Raw genomic sequence first — 13,279 nt, forward strand, 5'->3', positions numbered from 1 at the left:
CCGCCCTCCCGGTCGCGCCGCCGGTCGCGCCGCCGCGCGCCCCGGCGCAGGCGCCCCGTGATCGCCGGTGCCGGGGCCGTCCTGGCCGTGGGTGTCATCGTTGTGATCGCCGGCCTCCTCGGCGGCACCGAGCAGAACGACCGGGCGCTCCCCGACGACAACGCCTCCCTCCCCAGCCTCGTCCTCCCTTCGGGCGGCGACGCCGCCTCCGCCAGCGGAACGTCCGCTTCCGCCGCCCTGCCCGGCCACCCGACCGCCTCCGCCTCGGGCGCCAGCCGTACGACCGCAACAGCGACCGCGACCGCCTCGGTCACGTCGGCGTCGGCCGCGGCCACCCACGGCGGCTCTGACTCCGCCGCCGCGAGCGGCACCGTCCTCAAGCCCGGAGCCCGTGGCGCCGAAGTCGTGGAACTGCAGGAACGCCTCGCACAGTTGCAGCTCTACGACGAGCCCGCTGACGGCAAGTACGACGGCGGCGTAAGGGATGCCGTCCTGCGCTTCCAGCAGGCTTACAACGTCCGGGGCGACACCGACGGCGTTTACGGCACCAACACCCGTCGCGCCTTGGAAGCCAGGACCGCGCAACCCTAGCCCTTCAGTTGTAGTTCGGTGATCAGATGCATCGGGTAGTTGCCGGTCATGGAGGATTGGTCAGCTGAGGTGTCCCAAGTCGCTTCGTGGGATGCCCAGTTGCAGGAGTTATTACTGCAGGTTTCTGATGTCTTCCCGCGGGCGGATCTGCGACGGCGGGCGACAGCATGCGTGCGCGGGCTGTTGGGCCCGGTCTCCCGAAAGAACGGCTGGCAGTTGGCCGAGTACGCAGGCTGGCGGCGTCCCGACGGACAGCAGCATCTGCTGGACCGGGCGAAGTGGGACGTTGACGAACTGCGCGACCGTGTCCGCCGTTACACGCTGGACGGGCTGGCCGACGCAGCGGGCGGGGTGCTGGTCATCGATGAGACCGGGTTCGCCAAGAAAGGCGAGACGTCCGTCGGCGTCGCCCGGCAGTTCTCCGGCAGCCTCGGCGGTGTGTTTCCCTGCCAGGTCGGCGTGTTCGCCGCCTGGGCCACCAGCCGTGGGGCAGCTCTGATCGACCGGGAGATCTACCTGCCCCGCGCCTGGGCAGACGACCGCGAGCGGCGTGTGGCCGCACAGGTACCCGAGACTGCCTGCTTCGCCACAAAGCCCCGCCTCGCCGAGACCATGATCGACCGGATCCTTCCCCAGCTCCCTACGGGCACCTGGCTGGCCGCTGATGAGGTCTACGGCCGCGACGGCGGTTTCCGTTCCTTCGCCGAGCGCCGTCACCTGCCCTACGTACCTGTCTGGAGTTGTGATCACGTGGCGGGAAAAGGGTTGGAGGGATGATGATCGGGCTGGTAGCTTTCAGGCGACCGTGACACCGCCCGAGGAGGTGAGACCCATGAACGCTGTATCGACGTGGGTGCTCCCCCTTCTCGTCACGGCCGGGCGATTGACGTAGGTGTCGCCGGGAGCGCCTCGACAACAAGGCACTCCCGAAAGGCAACACCTATGCATTCTCTGCAGTTCACCGCCGAGTCGTCGTCGAACGGCATGCTCGAACGCGACTTCACCGTGGGCGACGTCCCCGGCGTCCTCTGGTCGCCGGCCTCCAACGCAGCCGATCGCGCGCCCCTGATCCTGATGGCCCACGGCGGCGGCAACCACAAGAAGCACCCGGCGATGTCCGGCCGCGCCCAGCGCCTCGTGACCGGCTGCGGCTTCCACGTCGCCGTCATCGACGCGCCCGGTCACGGCGACCGGCCGCGCACGGCGCACGACGAGCAGGAGATCGCCGAGCTGTTCCGGGCGAGGGCGGCGGGCGAGCCGGAAGGCCCGATCGTCGTGCGCTACAACGACCACCTGGCGGAGCTCGCCGTGCCCGAGTACCAGGCGACCCTGGATGCCCTCCAGGAACTCCCGGAGATCGGCACCGACGGGCTGGTCGGCTTCTGGGGCATCAACATGGGCACCGCGATCGGCGTACCGTTCGTGGCAATCGAACCCAGGATCACCGCCGCGGTCTTCGGTCAACACTGGCCCGATGTCCTGGCCGAGAAGGCGAAGCAGATCACCATCCCGATCGAGTTCGACATGCAGTGGGATGACGAGCACATCCCGCGCGAGGCCGGTCTCGCGCTGTTCGACGCCTTCGCCTCGAAGGAGAAGACGTTGCACGCCAACGCGGGCAAGCACAAGGAACTGCCCCGGTTCGAGGCCGACAGCGCGGTCCGCTTCTTCGCCCGGCACTTCGGCCGAGCGGTCACCTCGCTGGCCTGACCTGCGCGGTTGCGGCCTCCGGCTCGCCAGCCGGGCGCCGCGACCGCGACCCCGGGTTGAGGCTGCGTATCCAGATGATAGATCCGCGTAGTTGGAGCCCCGCCATGTAGCTCGCGGGCGTCTTGTCGTAGCGCGTAACCAGGCCCCGCCATGCCCGGATCTTGTTGATGCAGCGTTCCACCGTGTTGCGCTCCTTGTACTGCTCAGCGTCATGGGCCACCGGTCGACCGTCGGCACTGCCGCGCTTTTTGCGGTTCGCGGCCCCGCCGGCCGAGGCCAGCAGCATCATCGCCCGCCGGTAGCGCACCGAGCTGGTGCTCCCCCGGCGCACGATCTGCTGCAGCCGCTGCCCCTCCTGACCGGTGAGCCTGCGGACTCGAACGGGCTCTGCCACCAAGCCTCCACCTGTTGGGCAGCCTGTCGGCTCACATCCAACCGGCCCCGCGCCCACCAACGCGAACCACGACCCGGTGAACCATCCCGGTCAGAGCACTAGAGACGTGTCGCAGTCCGGACAAGGTCGGCGACGGCTCTGGACCGGCTGTGCGGTGGCCAGGCGATCACGGTGGTGACTGTCGGCGCGTCCAGCACGGGCACGGCGGCGAGGTCACCGTGCAGTTGGGCTCGGCACGACTCCGGTGAGACCGCGCAAGCACGGCCGAGCGCGACGAGCTGCAACAACTGCGCGTGGTCGCGGACCTGCGGGCCGGGGCCGGGCGGGTAGGTGCCGTCGGGGTCGGGCCAGCGTGGCAGGGGCAGGCCCGGCAGCCCGGTGATGTCGGCCATGTGCACATGGGCCCGGACGGTGAGCGGATGCCCGGCCGGCAGGACCACAACCTGGCTCTCCGTGCTGAGCTCTTCGGTGTGGAACCCGGCCGTCGAGTCGAACGGCCGGTGCAGCAGCGCCACGTCGGCCCGGCCCTCGCGCAGGAGTCGTTCCTGCTCGGCCGGGCCGCACAGGATGACGTCGACGGGGACCGCGCCGGGTTCGGCGGCGTACGCGTCGAGCAGTTTCGCCAGCAGTTCGCTGGACGCGCTGGCTTTCGTGACCAGGACCAGGCCGGGACGGCCGGTCGCGGAAAGGGCGGCGCGGCGGGTCCGGCGCTCGGCGGCGTCGACCGCGTCGAGGGCCGCCCGGCCCTCGGCCAACAGCACCGAGCCGGCCTCGGTCAGCGTGACAGTGCGGCTGGTCCGATCCAGCAGCGCTGCCCCGAGTCGGCGTTCGAGCTGCTGGACCGCCCGTGACAAAGGCGGCTGTGCGATCCCGAGCCGCTGCGCGGCGCGCCCGAAGTGCAGCTCTTCAGCGACGGCGACGAAGTAGCGCAGTTCCCGGGTCTCCATACAGCCACGGTACTCCGGATCCATACCTGGACGGTATCGTTGCCCACCCTATCGGTGTTGGACCCCCCGCCGGGGTCCGAGGCAGCATGGTCCCTATGAGTGAACGGACGATTGCGCTGGTCACCGGCGCGAACAAGGGAATCGGGTACGAGATCGCGGCGGGCCTGGGCGCCCTCGGCTGGAGCGTCGGCGTCGGCGCCCGCGACGATCAGCGCCGGGAGGCCGCGGTGGAGAAGCTGCGCGCGGCCGGCGTCGACGCGTTCGGCGTACCGCTGGACGTGACCGACGACGCGAGCGCGACCGCCGCCGCACGGCTGATCGAGGAGCAGGCCGGGCGCCTCGACGTGCTCGTCAACAACGCCGGCATCACCGGTGGCATGCCGCAGGAGCCCACCCGGGTCGATCCCGCCACCATCCGGACGGTCGTGGAGACCAACGTGATCGGCGTCATCCGCGTCACCAACGCGATGATGCCGCTGCTGCGCCGCTCTGCCTCGCCGCGGATCGTGAACATGTCCAGCAGTGTCGGCTCCCTCACCCGGCAGTCAGGAACCGCTGCTGAGCAGACGACGGGTCCGGTGGCCGTGGCGTACGCGCCGTCGAAGACGTTCCTGAACGCCGTCACCCTCCAGTACGCCCGGGAGCTGAGCGGCACGAACATCCTGATCAACGCCGGCTGCCCCGGCTACGTCGCGACCGACCTCAACGGCTTCCGCGGCGTGCGCACCCCCGAACAGGGCGCGGCGATCGCCATCAAACTCGCGACCCTGCCCGACGACGGCCCGACCGGCAAGTTCTTCGAGGACGCTGGCGTAGTGCCCTGGTGATGCGCACGGCGGTCATCACCCGTCGGGGTGGGGCGGCTTCGCCCGCGCGTCTCGAACAGGTTCATCGACTGTGGCGGCCGTCCCGGCCAACGCTTCGGCGCCCGGGGCAACGCTCCGCACCGCTCCGGAGGAACACTCCAGCGTTGTTGGCGTTCGCTCGAATCTTGGCGCGTTCGCGGCGTTGGGCGGCCAGGACGTCGGGGTGGCGGGCGCTGGCGTTGCGCCATCGCAGGTAGTCCTGGAGTCTGCGGGCGAGCACGGTGTGGTTGGGGTGGTTCGAGCCGCCCATGGGGACGGCCTCCCGCCCACCGAGGGTCCAGCGCGGCCAGCCCCTGCCTGGTCAAGGCCGCGGTGCCGACGTGGAAGAAGTCCGCGGCGAGCAGGCCGGAGGCCTGGGCGCGCAGGAACTCGCGCCACGACGGCCCTCCGCTGGGCCCGCGTCGGGGTGCAGGACCGAGGCCGGGCGCTGCGGAGGATGCGACGGATGGTCGAGGCGCCGACGCGGTGGCCCAAGCGCCGCAGCTCGTCCTGGATGCGGGTCGATCCCTCGGGTTCTCCCGGGCCAGGCGCAGGATGAGCGCGGTGAGCTCCTCGGCAATCGGCGGTCGGCCGGTCCGCGCCGGTTTCTGCCGCCACTTCCAGCGCAGCAGGCGTCGGTGCCAGGCGAGGAGGGTGCCGGGGGTGACCAGGCGGAGCCGGCCGGGCAGGTGCCGGGCGAGGGCGGCGAGCACGGCGCACTCCGGCCAGGCGAAGCGCGGCCGGACGCCGAGCTGGGGGTGCAGCACCACGTTCTCGTGGCGCAGCGCCAGCAGCTCGACATCCTTGGCCGCCTCCGACCGCGACAGCAGAAGAAGCAGTCCGAGGAGCCGGAGGAAGATGAGGTAGAGCATGCGCAGAGCCATGCAGTCCGAGCTTGCCATGATCGACTAAAGTTGCAAAGCACCTGGTCAGAGGCGGTGCGTTAATCATGGCATCCCACAGGGATCCGCAGCCGAGCGCGGGTGTCATCAACACCGACGGCATCCCGGCACCTCCACCAACGAGACGACACGACGTGCCATCCCTGCCGCACCGCAGCCGACCCTATGCCTGACCAGCGCAAAGTCAGCGATCAAGTTCGGTAAGAGGACAGCTTCTGATCGACAGCTCCCAGGGCACGACATCCTGATGCATTCCCAGGACGTCGAACTCGACCCCGGCGGTGATTACGCGTGATGCCCGTTGGCGAAGTGAGCCTTCTCGATCACCCCGTGCACTCCGACGGTGTGGTCCACGACCTGGGATACCTCGAAGTCGGCGGCTGCTGACAGATACGCGTACGCCACCGCGCGGTCCATGCCGAGGTCGTGCTGGAGGAAGTCCAGCGCGTTGACCACGGCGCGCCGCATGGCGATGTTCAGGTCGTTGATCTGGCCGTTCTGGCTGCCGTTGGGGTCCGACAGGCCCACGGCGATCCACGAGTCGGGGGTCTCGGCGAAGGGATAGTGGAAGGCGACGGACGGGGCGTCGCCCGTCCCTCGCTTGCACACCGTTAGCCGGAAAGTTGTGCGCAGGGAGCCCTCCATGGCCGTGAGGGCCACTTCGCCGTTGCCCATGGCCATGTGCGGATCGCCGGTGTAGAACAGCGCGCCCTCGGCGAAGACCGGGAGGTAGAGGGTCGCGCCCTGGCGGAGCCGGCTGATGTCGATATTGCCGCCCCCGAGGGTCGGCGGTATGGAGTTGAGAGCAGGTGAGGTGAGGGAGCTCGCGGACGCGAAGGCGACGCCCATCATGCCCATGTGGGGCTTGAGCGGGAAGGCAACCTCACCTGAAGAGCCGAGCGGCACCACGCCTTTGAGAACCCCGGCGCGACCGCTACGGACCGGCGTGAAGACCGAGACATTGCCGTAGTGGACGGGGTCGCCGGTGGACCGCCTGTCCGTCGACACCGGAGGCATGACCTCGTCGAGCGTGATCCCCGCCGGGGCCGAGCCGCCGGCCTGGCGGGCGAGGGCGCCGGTGCCGTGGCGGCTGGACACGACACCGTAGGGCACGCGCGGCAGGAGCGAGAGGATCTCGATCTTCAGTACGTCGCCGGGCTGCGCCCCCTCGACGTGGATCGGGCCGGTGACCACGTGGGGGCCGTCGACATCGAAGTTCCGGGTGGTCCGGGTGTAGTGGCGGGCGACGGCGATCGCGTCCTTGAGTACCTGATCGGCAGGCACTCCGTGGCTCTTGAAGTAGGTGACCGGGTCGCGTCCCTGGTCCTCCAGGAGGCCTTCGTGGGAGATCGTGTCGACGGTCACTGTCTCCCCGGAGCGCATCCGCAGCACCGGCTCGTCGGCCCGCGAGGGTACGTATCCCCAGAGAACCTGTTCCGGCAGCGAGGACAGGTAGTGCCGGCCGTGGACCGGTCCCTTGCCGGGCTGGAGGATCTCCTTCGGGAACGCGGCCGTCGGCGCCTTCGCGCGCTCCGCCCTCGGCGCCTTCGCGGGCCCCGCCGCCTGCGCCTGGCCCGGCGTCACCAGCGCCGCCGCGGTACCCGCCATGGTCACAGCGGTGGCCGCGCGCAGGAAACCGCGGCGCCCGAAGCGGGAGACGAGCATTTCCCGGGCGTCAGCCGGGTCCATCGAGGGGGTGTTCACATGGTACTCCTGTCGTTGTGTGGTGTTCGGCATGCGATTGCCGTGGATGACGCCGCCGTGCGGAGGACCGTCGCTTTGTAAATAGTGATCAGCGGTTCCCGAACAGCCGGGTCCTTGTGCCCCGAACCCTGCGCGAAGCCCGGGCACGGTGTGCCGGTGCGTAGGGCGAGCTCGCAACAGCGAGTCCGCCCTTCGGTTGAACGTTGAACCGAACTAATCAGACATTACGCACAGCTTTGAGCAAGTCAAGCAAAATAGATGCAAAGTACCCGATCTATGTTTGCTCGGTTTGACTGCGGGGAATGTCAACGCAGTCGGGCGACGCCCTCGCATGCGGTTCGCCAACACCGTTCGCGAATACGCTTGGCCACGGTTAGCTTGAGATTTCACCTCCGGATGCGAACAGCTCCGACCAGCCCTTTCCTGCCTCACAAGCAGGCTTCGCAGCGCGGTAGGAAATCACAGCAAACCGGGACGGAAGGTGTGCATGCCGGGTCCGTGAAGCCGACTTGCGGTCGTGTTCGAGCGGCGAGCAAGCTTGAGATCGTCAGCGCCGGCGTTCAACTTCATGCGCGGACAGACCACACCCGTCCTCACCTACCTGCCCATCTCCCATGGCACGGTCGGCCTCTACAACCCCCACGGCTCGGTCAACGTCGTCGCCGACATCGAGGCCTACTCCACGAACTGATCGCCGCGCGCACGCCGCCCGCCCATGCAGACCCTTCGCGCGGTCCTCGGGAAGAGAACAGCTGAAGCCCGTGCCCACTGCCCCGCCCGGCCAGTTGTTGCTACAGCGCCCTTCTGTCGGTCGGCACGCACCCGGACGTCAAGCCCGTCGGCAACCTCCCTTTGTCGCGCCACGGCAGAGTGCTGGTACATCAAAGCTGCCCACTCGGAGGACTGCCCCGCAACCCCTCCGGCATGCGCGGTGACACCGTCAGCGTCCACACCGACGATGACGTGCGCGTGTGGGCCGGCGATGTTCGAGGTTGCCGCGCTACTGGAAGGCCCCACGCGTACGGAGGGGTTGGCGCGTGATCGCTGGTTTGGCTGAGACCTGTGGCGGTCCTGTCACGGACGTGAAACAGCCATGGCCTGACTTTCACAGCTTGCATATGCTGTGAAAGTCAACACGGCCTGCCGGGGGGGGAACTGGCAGGCCGCTCTTTCCTTGTGGGGGACTCATGCGTACTCGTGCCACTGTCGCCATTCTGTCCGGCACCTTGGCTCTCTCCGCCTTTGCCGTTCCGGCCGCTCACGCGGACACGAGCAGCGCGGGCGACACCAAGATCACCAAGGTCGTCGTCAACGGCGGCAAGCCGGTGATCCTGGGAACCACCACCTCGAAGTCGGTCACTGTGGCGGTGACCGCCACTGACGACTCGGGCATCGCGAACGTCTACGCGATGGCGTACCACGAGACCGGGGGCAAGGTGGACGGCATCGCCGGCAGCGGAGATGTGTCCTCGTGCACGGCCTCCAATGCAACCACGTACACCTGCACGGTCACGGTCCCCTTCGAGACCGCGGACAAGGACATCCTGACCGGGAACTCCGCAGCCGGCACCTGGAAGATCTATGCCGACGCCCTCGCCAAGGACAACGACAATGCGGAGAAGGACAACGCCGGGACCGTCAAGGTGCTGCGCCAGTCCCGGTTGACGGTCAACGCCGCCCCGGAGCCGGTGAAGAAGGGCAAGACCATCACGGTCACCGGTGCCCTGACCCGTGCCAACTGGGAGACACACAAGTACGCGGGCTACACCAACCAGCCTGTGAAGCTGCAGTTCCGTAAGAAGGGCAGTTCCACGTACACCACGGTCAAGACCGTGAAGTCAGGTGCCAAGGGTGCGCTGAAGACCACCGTCAAGGCCTCCGTCGACGGCTTCTGGCGCTGGAACTTCGCCGGCACCGCCACCACTTCGGCGCTCACCACCGCTGGTGACTTCGTCGACGTGAAGTAACCCTCCGGCCGCTCCCAGGTATCCGTCGCCGGGCTTCTGCCACGGTCGGGGCCACGGTATTCGGTGTCGGCATTTCATCGCAGACCGTTTACAACGGCACTCACAGCCAGAAGATCGAGGCCGGGAAAAAGAGTGGGGATCGCGATATCTGGGGAGAGGGCACCACTCCATGGGAGTCCAGTCGCTTCCGTGGGCCCTTCGACGCCGCAGTCGCTCGGGACCGTGCCCGTACGGCGCCGTAGGCGTCCGAACCGGCCCCAAAAGATGGTTGATCAGGCCTTCCTATGATCGCGTGAGTGGTAGGCTCCGCCTGCTCTGCGGATCTTTACCGCAGCAGCGGGGGAGAGACAGCCAGGGGCGCGGGGGATTCGCAAGCCGCCCTGGTAACCACCGAGCGCACGGCTAAAACCACGCGCAAGGACCTCGCTTGCGAGCGTAGGCACACGACACCGACGGGCGGGTCCGGCCCGGAAGGAATACGCCAGTGAACCGAACCGCGCACTATCGCGGCTGGCTCGCGCTTCTGCTGGCGGGAGCGCTTGTGGCAGCGCTTCCGGCGGCAGCGGCTGCGGCACAGACCCCGATCGATCCGGCACTGCCGACGCCCACATTGGCCGACACCCACTGCGGCAGCGACAGCAGCCCGGCCTGGAGCGCCGTGTCCACTCCCCCTCCCGCGGGTATGACCGTCGATATCGGCGTACCGCGGCCGACGGTGAACGGTGTGAGCTACCAGGGAGTCGTTCACGCGTGGGACCTGGACGGTTCGCAGGAGGCCGACGGGTCGGTGGACGGGCTGCCGGGGGTCTCCCAATCCGTGTACGTCCCGCTGCCTCTGGTGGACGGGCACACCTACGGCTGGTACGCGTCGACGTACGACGGGACGGCGTACTCGAATCCGACCGGGACCTGCTACTTCACGGTGGACGGAAGCGCACCCGCCACCCCTGTTGTCACCAACCCGGACTTTCCGCCGGTGGGCAGCCCGGGAACGCCCAAGAAGGCAGCGGGACAGTTCACCACGTTCAGCTTCAGTTCCAGCGAATCCTTGCCGAGCGGGTGCACCGTGGCCGGGACCCCGGACTGCCAGGCCAGCGGCTTGGACCACTTCGAGTACGGCGTGGATCAGGAACCCGGTATCGGTGCCCCCCAGGTCCCCGTTGATAGTCAGGGCAACGGCAGCCTGACGACCGCCTTCCCATGGGGTGTACACACCCTCTACGTCATCGGAGTCGACGCGGCGGGAAACCGTTCGCAGGATCCGGCAACGTACACGTTCACGGTTCCGTGGCAGCTCCCGCCCCCGAGCCCGACCACCCTCAGCCTCACCGCCCCGGCGACAAGTGGCCGGGCGGCCCCACTGACCGTCTCCGGGCAGCTGTCGGCAGGCCCCTACGAGTCCGGTGAGGTCGTTCATGTGATCAAGAGCGACCTTGGCGATCCCACCGGGGTGGCGCTGCCTGACGCGCCGTTGTCCGCTGACGGCACCTTCGAGATCACCGATGACCCGCAGATCGGGGGAGCCAACACCTTCACCGTGAGCTACCCGGGCGACACCACCCACCAGGCCGCCACCGCGTCCGCGACCGTCCAGGTCTCCCGCAGCGCAGCCTCCGTGTCGCTCACCACCAACGCCACGCATTACGCCTATGGCGCGACCGCGACGGTCACCGCACACCTCGGCGCGACCTACAACGACCGCACCGTCTCGATCTACGCGCAGCCCTACGGCGGCAAGAAGAGCCTGATCAAGACCAGCGCGGTGGACAGCCACGGCAACCTGGTGACGAGCTACAAGCTCACCCACAACACGGTCTTCACCGCAGCCTTCGCCGGCGACTACCACTACGCCCCCGCCACGGCCACCCGGACCACCTACGACTACGTCAAGGTGTCCGAGTCGCTGAGCGGCTATTACACCAACACCCACTACGGCAGCACCCTCTACCGGGTCTACCACCACACCGCTAAAGCAAAGCTCAACACCACGGTCACGCCCAACAAGGCCGGCCAGTGCGTGCGTTTCCAGGTGCAGCGGTACTACAGCAGTGCCTGGCACACGCTGAGCACCTCCTCCTGCCACACGCTCAGCAAGACCAGCAGCGGCTACGGAACGCTGAGCCTCACCAACGCGATTAACAGCAAGTTCCGGATGCGGGCCGAGTACGTCCACAGCAGCAAGGACACCACCAACCTCAGCACCTGGGGCGCGTGGCAATTCTTCACCGTCAGGCACTGAACCGGCGCCCCGCCGGCTCAACCAGGCGAGGGGCCTCTCTGAGCAGGAATCAGTGCGCGCCACCCGAAGGGCCCAGGTAGGGAATCATGTCCCTACCTGGGCCGTAGTGTTGAAAGCAGGCGCTGCCGTACGCGGAGTAGATGCACGGCTGCGCCGATTGTCACGTAATTCCCCAAGAGCTGGGCCGACGTGCCTCCGAGCGGAGCGTCCGTCCTGCGGGCAGTGGAAAACCGTTCGACCGGCCTGGCCGGGACGGGCCATGATCCGCACTCGTGACGACGCCGAAGCAGCTCCTGGTCCAGACCGCCGCCCGCAACAACGCCGAGTGGTGCGCGGCGATGAGCCGATCGCACGGCTTGGCGAGCGAGTTCAGCGCGCAAGCCTGGGCCGCCCCGGCCCGCACACCCCTCTACTACCCCGACGCGGTGACGCTGGTGCCAGGTGTCGACCCGGCCGCTCTGGCAGCCCGGATCGACATCACCGCACCCGGCGCCTCCGTCAAGGACAGTTTCGCCGACCTCGACCTGACGGAGGTTGGCTTCCAGGTGCTGTTCGAGGCGCAGTGGATCCACCGCCCGGCGAGTGGGCCCGCCATCGCCTCGGATCTAGCCTGGGACGTGGCGGGCGACCCGGACACGCTGTGCGCCTGGGCAAGCGCCCAGCTACTGGGAGAAGGCGGCCGACAAGACGCTGGTGAAGCCTGCCAACTCCTCTGGTAAGAATGGCACGTCGGTCATCGTCGGCAAGGCGAGCAGCACCCACACCCTCAAGGTCTACCGATCTCCACTCTCAGGCCGCCGCGCGCACCTGCTCCAGGGCCCACGGCAGCCGCTCAGCTAGCACAGCCCACTCGAGGACCGCCCCGGTTGAAGCGACCACGCGCACGATGGCCGTCTGCGGGCTCACCGACCAGGCTTCCCTGCCCTTGGGCCGCCTGGGCTGCGTCGCGTCAAGTTGCGCAATTCGGAGGACGATCCCACCCATCGTGATGAGCCCAGGTTCCAACTGCGCAGTGCTGTGGTTCCAGTGAGATGACAGCCGAGGATGGCCACCAGACAATACGCGAAGGCCGCACTCGACCTTGGCCTCCTCAGTTGATCGCGTAGCCCTTGCGGCGGAGCTCGGCGTGCACGCGCGGGGCCCCGTAGGCGCCTCGGGACGTCACGTGGATGGCGCGGATCTGTCCGGCCAACTCGTCCTCGGCGCACTGCCGTTCGACGGCGTCGGGCCGCGACGCGAGCCACGCGTAGTAGGTGGAGCGGTTGATGCCCAGCACGCGGCACAGCCGCGCGACGCTGTAGCCATCGGGGTTGTCCTCGGTGGCCTTCTCCGCATCGATGAAGAGGCACGCATCACCTACTTCACGATCTCCTTCACGAAGAAGGCCGCGGCTTTTACCAAGATCTCGTTCGCCTTCTTGACCTCGGCCAGCTCGCGGCGCAGGCGCCGAAGCTCGTCGCGCTCATCGCTGGTCAGCGCGCCCGAGGGCCGCTCGCCCCGGTCGATTTTCGCCTGCTTGACCCAGCCGCGAAGTCCTTCGGGGCTGACCCCCAGCTCCCGGGCGATCTCGGTGACGTTCTGATGCGGCGACGAACGGACGAGAGCGATCGCGTCGCGCTTGAACTCGGCCGTGTACCGCTTGCTCATGCTGCTCTTGCCACTCAACCTGGACTGCTTCCTCCGAGACTCAACCGTCCCAGTATCAGGCTGTCCAGTTCAGCGGGGGAACTTCACTTCTTCGACATCAACAGCGGCGGCCGGAGACGGACGACCATGCACGGCTGATCGCCCAGCGGCTACGATCTCGCCCACACCGATGGGGAGGGAAGATCGTCATGGCTATGGGAGCTGCGGGGCTACCCGGCAGAGAGTGGATGGTCCGAGTGTCGGGGGCGCCTGAACTTGGACCCACTTTGGCCGGATGAATCGTGACCCACGTGGCCTGTGGTCGTGGTGGTTCAGTCGGTTTCTGTGGTGGCG

Annotated in this window: 11 protein-coding genes and 4 pseudogenes; 8 read left to right on the top strand and 7 right to left on the bottom strand. The window is 68.1% G+C overall.

Going from position 1 to position 13,279, the window contains the following annotated elements:
* From EFK10_RS17045 to EFK10_RS17055, 3 genes are all read left to right on the top strand, one after another.
* Window positions 1–591, top strand: a 591-nt coding sequence (locus tag EFK10_RS17045; protein ID WP_206305478.1) for a peptidoglycan-binding domain-containing protein, incomplete at its 5' end; no start/stop codon positions are given.
* Window positions 592–639: 48 nt separating this feature from the next.
* Window positions 640–1,368 carry an IS701 family transposase gene (locus EFK10_RS17050; protein ID WP_265737522.1) on the top strand — a complete coding sequence of 243 codons (729 nt, stop codon included), beginning with the start codon at window positions 640–642 and terminating at the stop codon, window positions 1,366–1,368.
* A gap of 165 nt (window positions 1,369–1,533) precedes the next feature.
* On the top strand, window positions 1,534–2,301 hold the full coding sequence (locus EFK10_RS17055; protein ID WP_127356541.1) for an alpha/beta hydrolase family protein: 768 nt from the start codon (window positions 1,534–1,536) through the stop codon (window positions 2,299–2,301).
* A gap of 58 nt (window positions 2,302–2,359) precedes the next feature.
* Here EFK10_RS17055 and EFK10_RS17060 read toward each other — a convergent pair.
* The 3 genes and pseudogenes from EFK10_RS17060 to EFK10_RS17070 all read right to left on the bottom strand — a co-directional run.
* Window positions 2,360–2,566, bottom strand: a pseudogene (locus tag EFK10_RS17060) (IS5/IS1182 family transposase); the annotation flags it as partial.
* Window positions 2,564–2,695, bottom strand: a pseudogene (locus tag EFK10_RS17065) (IS630 family transposase); the annotation flags it as partial. The pseudogenes EFK10_RS17060 and EFK10_RS17065, both read right to left, overlap by 3 nt.
* 98 nt (window positions 2,696–2,793) lie before the next feature.
* Window positions 2,794–3,642, bottom strand: a complete 849-nt coding sequence (locus EFK10_RS17070) for a LysR family transcriptional regulator (RefSeq protein ID WP_127356548.1) — start codon at window positions 3,640–3,642, stop codon at window positions 2,794–2,796.
* 95 nt (window positions 3,643–3,737) lie between these two features.
* Here EFK10_RS17070 and EFK10_RS17075 point away from each other — a divergent pair, with 95 nt between their 5' ends.
* Complete coding sequence (locus EFK10_RS17075) at window positions 3,738–4,469, top strand: SDR family oxidoreductase (protein ID WP_127356542.1); 732 nt, start codon at window positions 3,738–3,740, stop codon at window positions 4,467–4,469.
* A 61-nt stretch (window positions 4,470–4,530) separates the two neighbouring features.
* On the opposite strand, the pseudogene EFK10_RS50295 reads toward EFK10_RS17075, so the two are convergent.
* Together EFK10_RS50295 and EFK10_RS17085 are read right to left on the bottom strand one after the other, a co-directional pair.
* Window positions 4,531–4,758, bottom strand: a pseudogene (locus tag EFK10_RS50295) (hypothetical protein); the annotation flags it as partial.
* A 916-nt stretch (window positions 4,759–5,674) separates the two neighbouring features.
* Window positions 5,675–7,126 carry an acetamidase/formamidase family protein gene (locus tag EFK10_RS17085; RefSeq protein ID WP_240677268.1) on the bottom strand — a complete coding sequence of 484 codons (1,452 nt, stop codon included), beginning with the start codon at window positions 7,124–7,126 and terminating at the stop codon, window positions 5,675–5,677.
* Window positions 7,127–7,631: 505 nt separating this feature from the next.
* Between EFK10_RS17085 and EFK10_RS48715 the strand changes: the two genes are divergently transcribed.
* The 4 genes and pseudogenes from EFK10_RS48715 to EFK10_RS17105 all read left to right on the top strand — a co-directional run.
* Window positions 7,632–7,784, top strand: a complete 153-nt coding sequence (locus EFK10_RS48715; protein ID WP_206305479.1) for a hypothetical protein — start codon at window positions 7,632–7,634, stop codon at window positions 7,782–7,784.
* 496 nt (window positions 7,785–8,280) lie between these two features.
* Window positions 8,281–9,060 (top strand): DUF5707 domain-containing protein, encoded by a 780-nt coding sequence (locus EFK10_RS17095; RefSeq protein ID WP_127356544.1) that lies wholly within the window; start codon window positions 8,281–8,283, stop codon window positions 9,058–9,060.
* Window positions 9,061–9,544: 484 nt separating this feature from the next.
* Window positions 9,545–11,299: a hypothetical protein gene (locus EFK10_RS17100; protein ID WP_127356545.1), complete on the top strand. Its 1,755-nt coding sequence runs from the start codon at window positions 9,545–9,547 to the stop codon at window positions 11,297–11,299.
* Window positions 11,300–11,571: 272 nt separating this feature from the next.
* Window positions 11,572–11,976: pseudogene (locus tag EFK10_RS17105) on the top strand (hypothetical protein); the annotation flags it as partial.
* A 413-nt stretch (window positions 11,977–12,389) separates the two neighbouring features.
* On the opposite strand, the gene EFK10_RS17115 reads toward EFK10_RS17105, so the two are convergent.
* On the bottom strand, window positions 12,390–12,575 hold the full coding sequence (locus EFK10_RS17115; RefSeq protein ID WP_164836027.1) for an IS3 family transposase: 186 nt from the start codon (window positions 12,573–12,575) through the stop codon (window positions 12,390–12,392).
* 80 nt (window positions 12,576–12,655) lie between these two features.
* Entirely contained in the window at window positions 12,656–12,946 is a 291-nt protein-coding gene (locus EFK10_RS17120) for a transposase (protein ID WP_127356547.1), read from the bottom strand.
* Between the last annotated feature and the right edge of the window lie 333 nt (window positions 12,947–13,279).

Origin of the sequence: Streptomyces soli, assembly GCF_003999195.1 — a bacterium.
Taxonomy (GTDB): Bacteria; Actinomycetota; Actinomycetes; order Streptomycetales; family Streptomycetaceae; genus Actinacidiphila; species Actinacidiphila soli.

Excerpts from the sequence above, each read along its gene's own strand:
- EFK10_RS17050 (WP_265737522.1), top strand. The coding sequence starts at position 640 with ATGGAGGATTGGTCAGCTGAGGTGTCCCAAGTCGCTTCGTGGGATGCC.
- EFK10_RS17055 (WP_127356541.1), top strand. The coding sequence starts at position 1,534 with ATGCATTCTCTGCAGTTCACCGCCGAGTCGTCGTCGAACGGCATGCTC.
- EFK10_RS17070 (WP_127356548.1), bottom strand. The coding sequence starts at position 3,642 with ATGGAGACCCGGGAACTGCGCTACTTCGTCGCCGTCGCTGAAGAGCTG.
- EFK10_RS17075 (WP_127356542.1), top strand. The coding sequence starts at position 3,738 with ATGAGTGAACGGACGATTGCGCTGGTCACCGGCGCGAACAAGGGAATC.
- EFK10_RS17085 (WP_240677268.1), bottom strand. The coding sequence starts at position 7,126 with ATGCCGAACACCACACAACGACAGGAGTACCATGTGAACACCCCCTCG.
- EFK10_RS17095 (WP_127356544.1), top strand. The coding sequence starts at position 8,281 with ATGCGTACTCGTGCCACTGTCGCCATTCTGTCCGGCACCTTGGCTCTC.
- EFK10_RS17120 (WP_127356547.1), bottom strand. The coding sequence starts at position 12,946 with ATGAGCAAGCGGTACACGGCCGAGTTCAAGCGCGACGCGATCGCTCTC.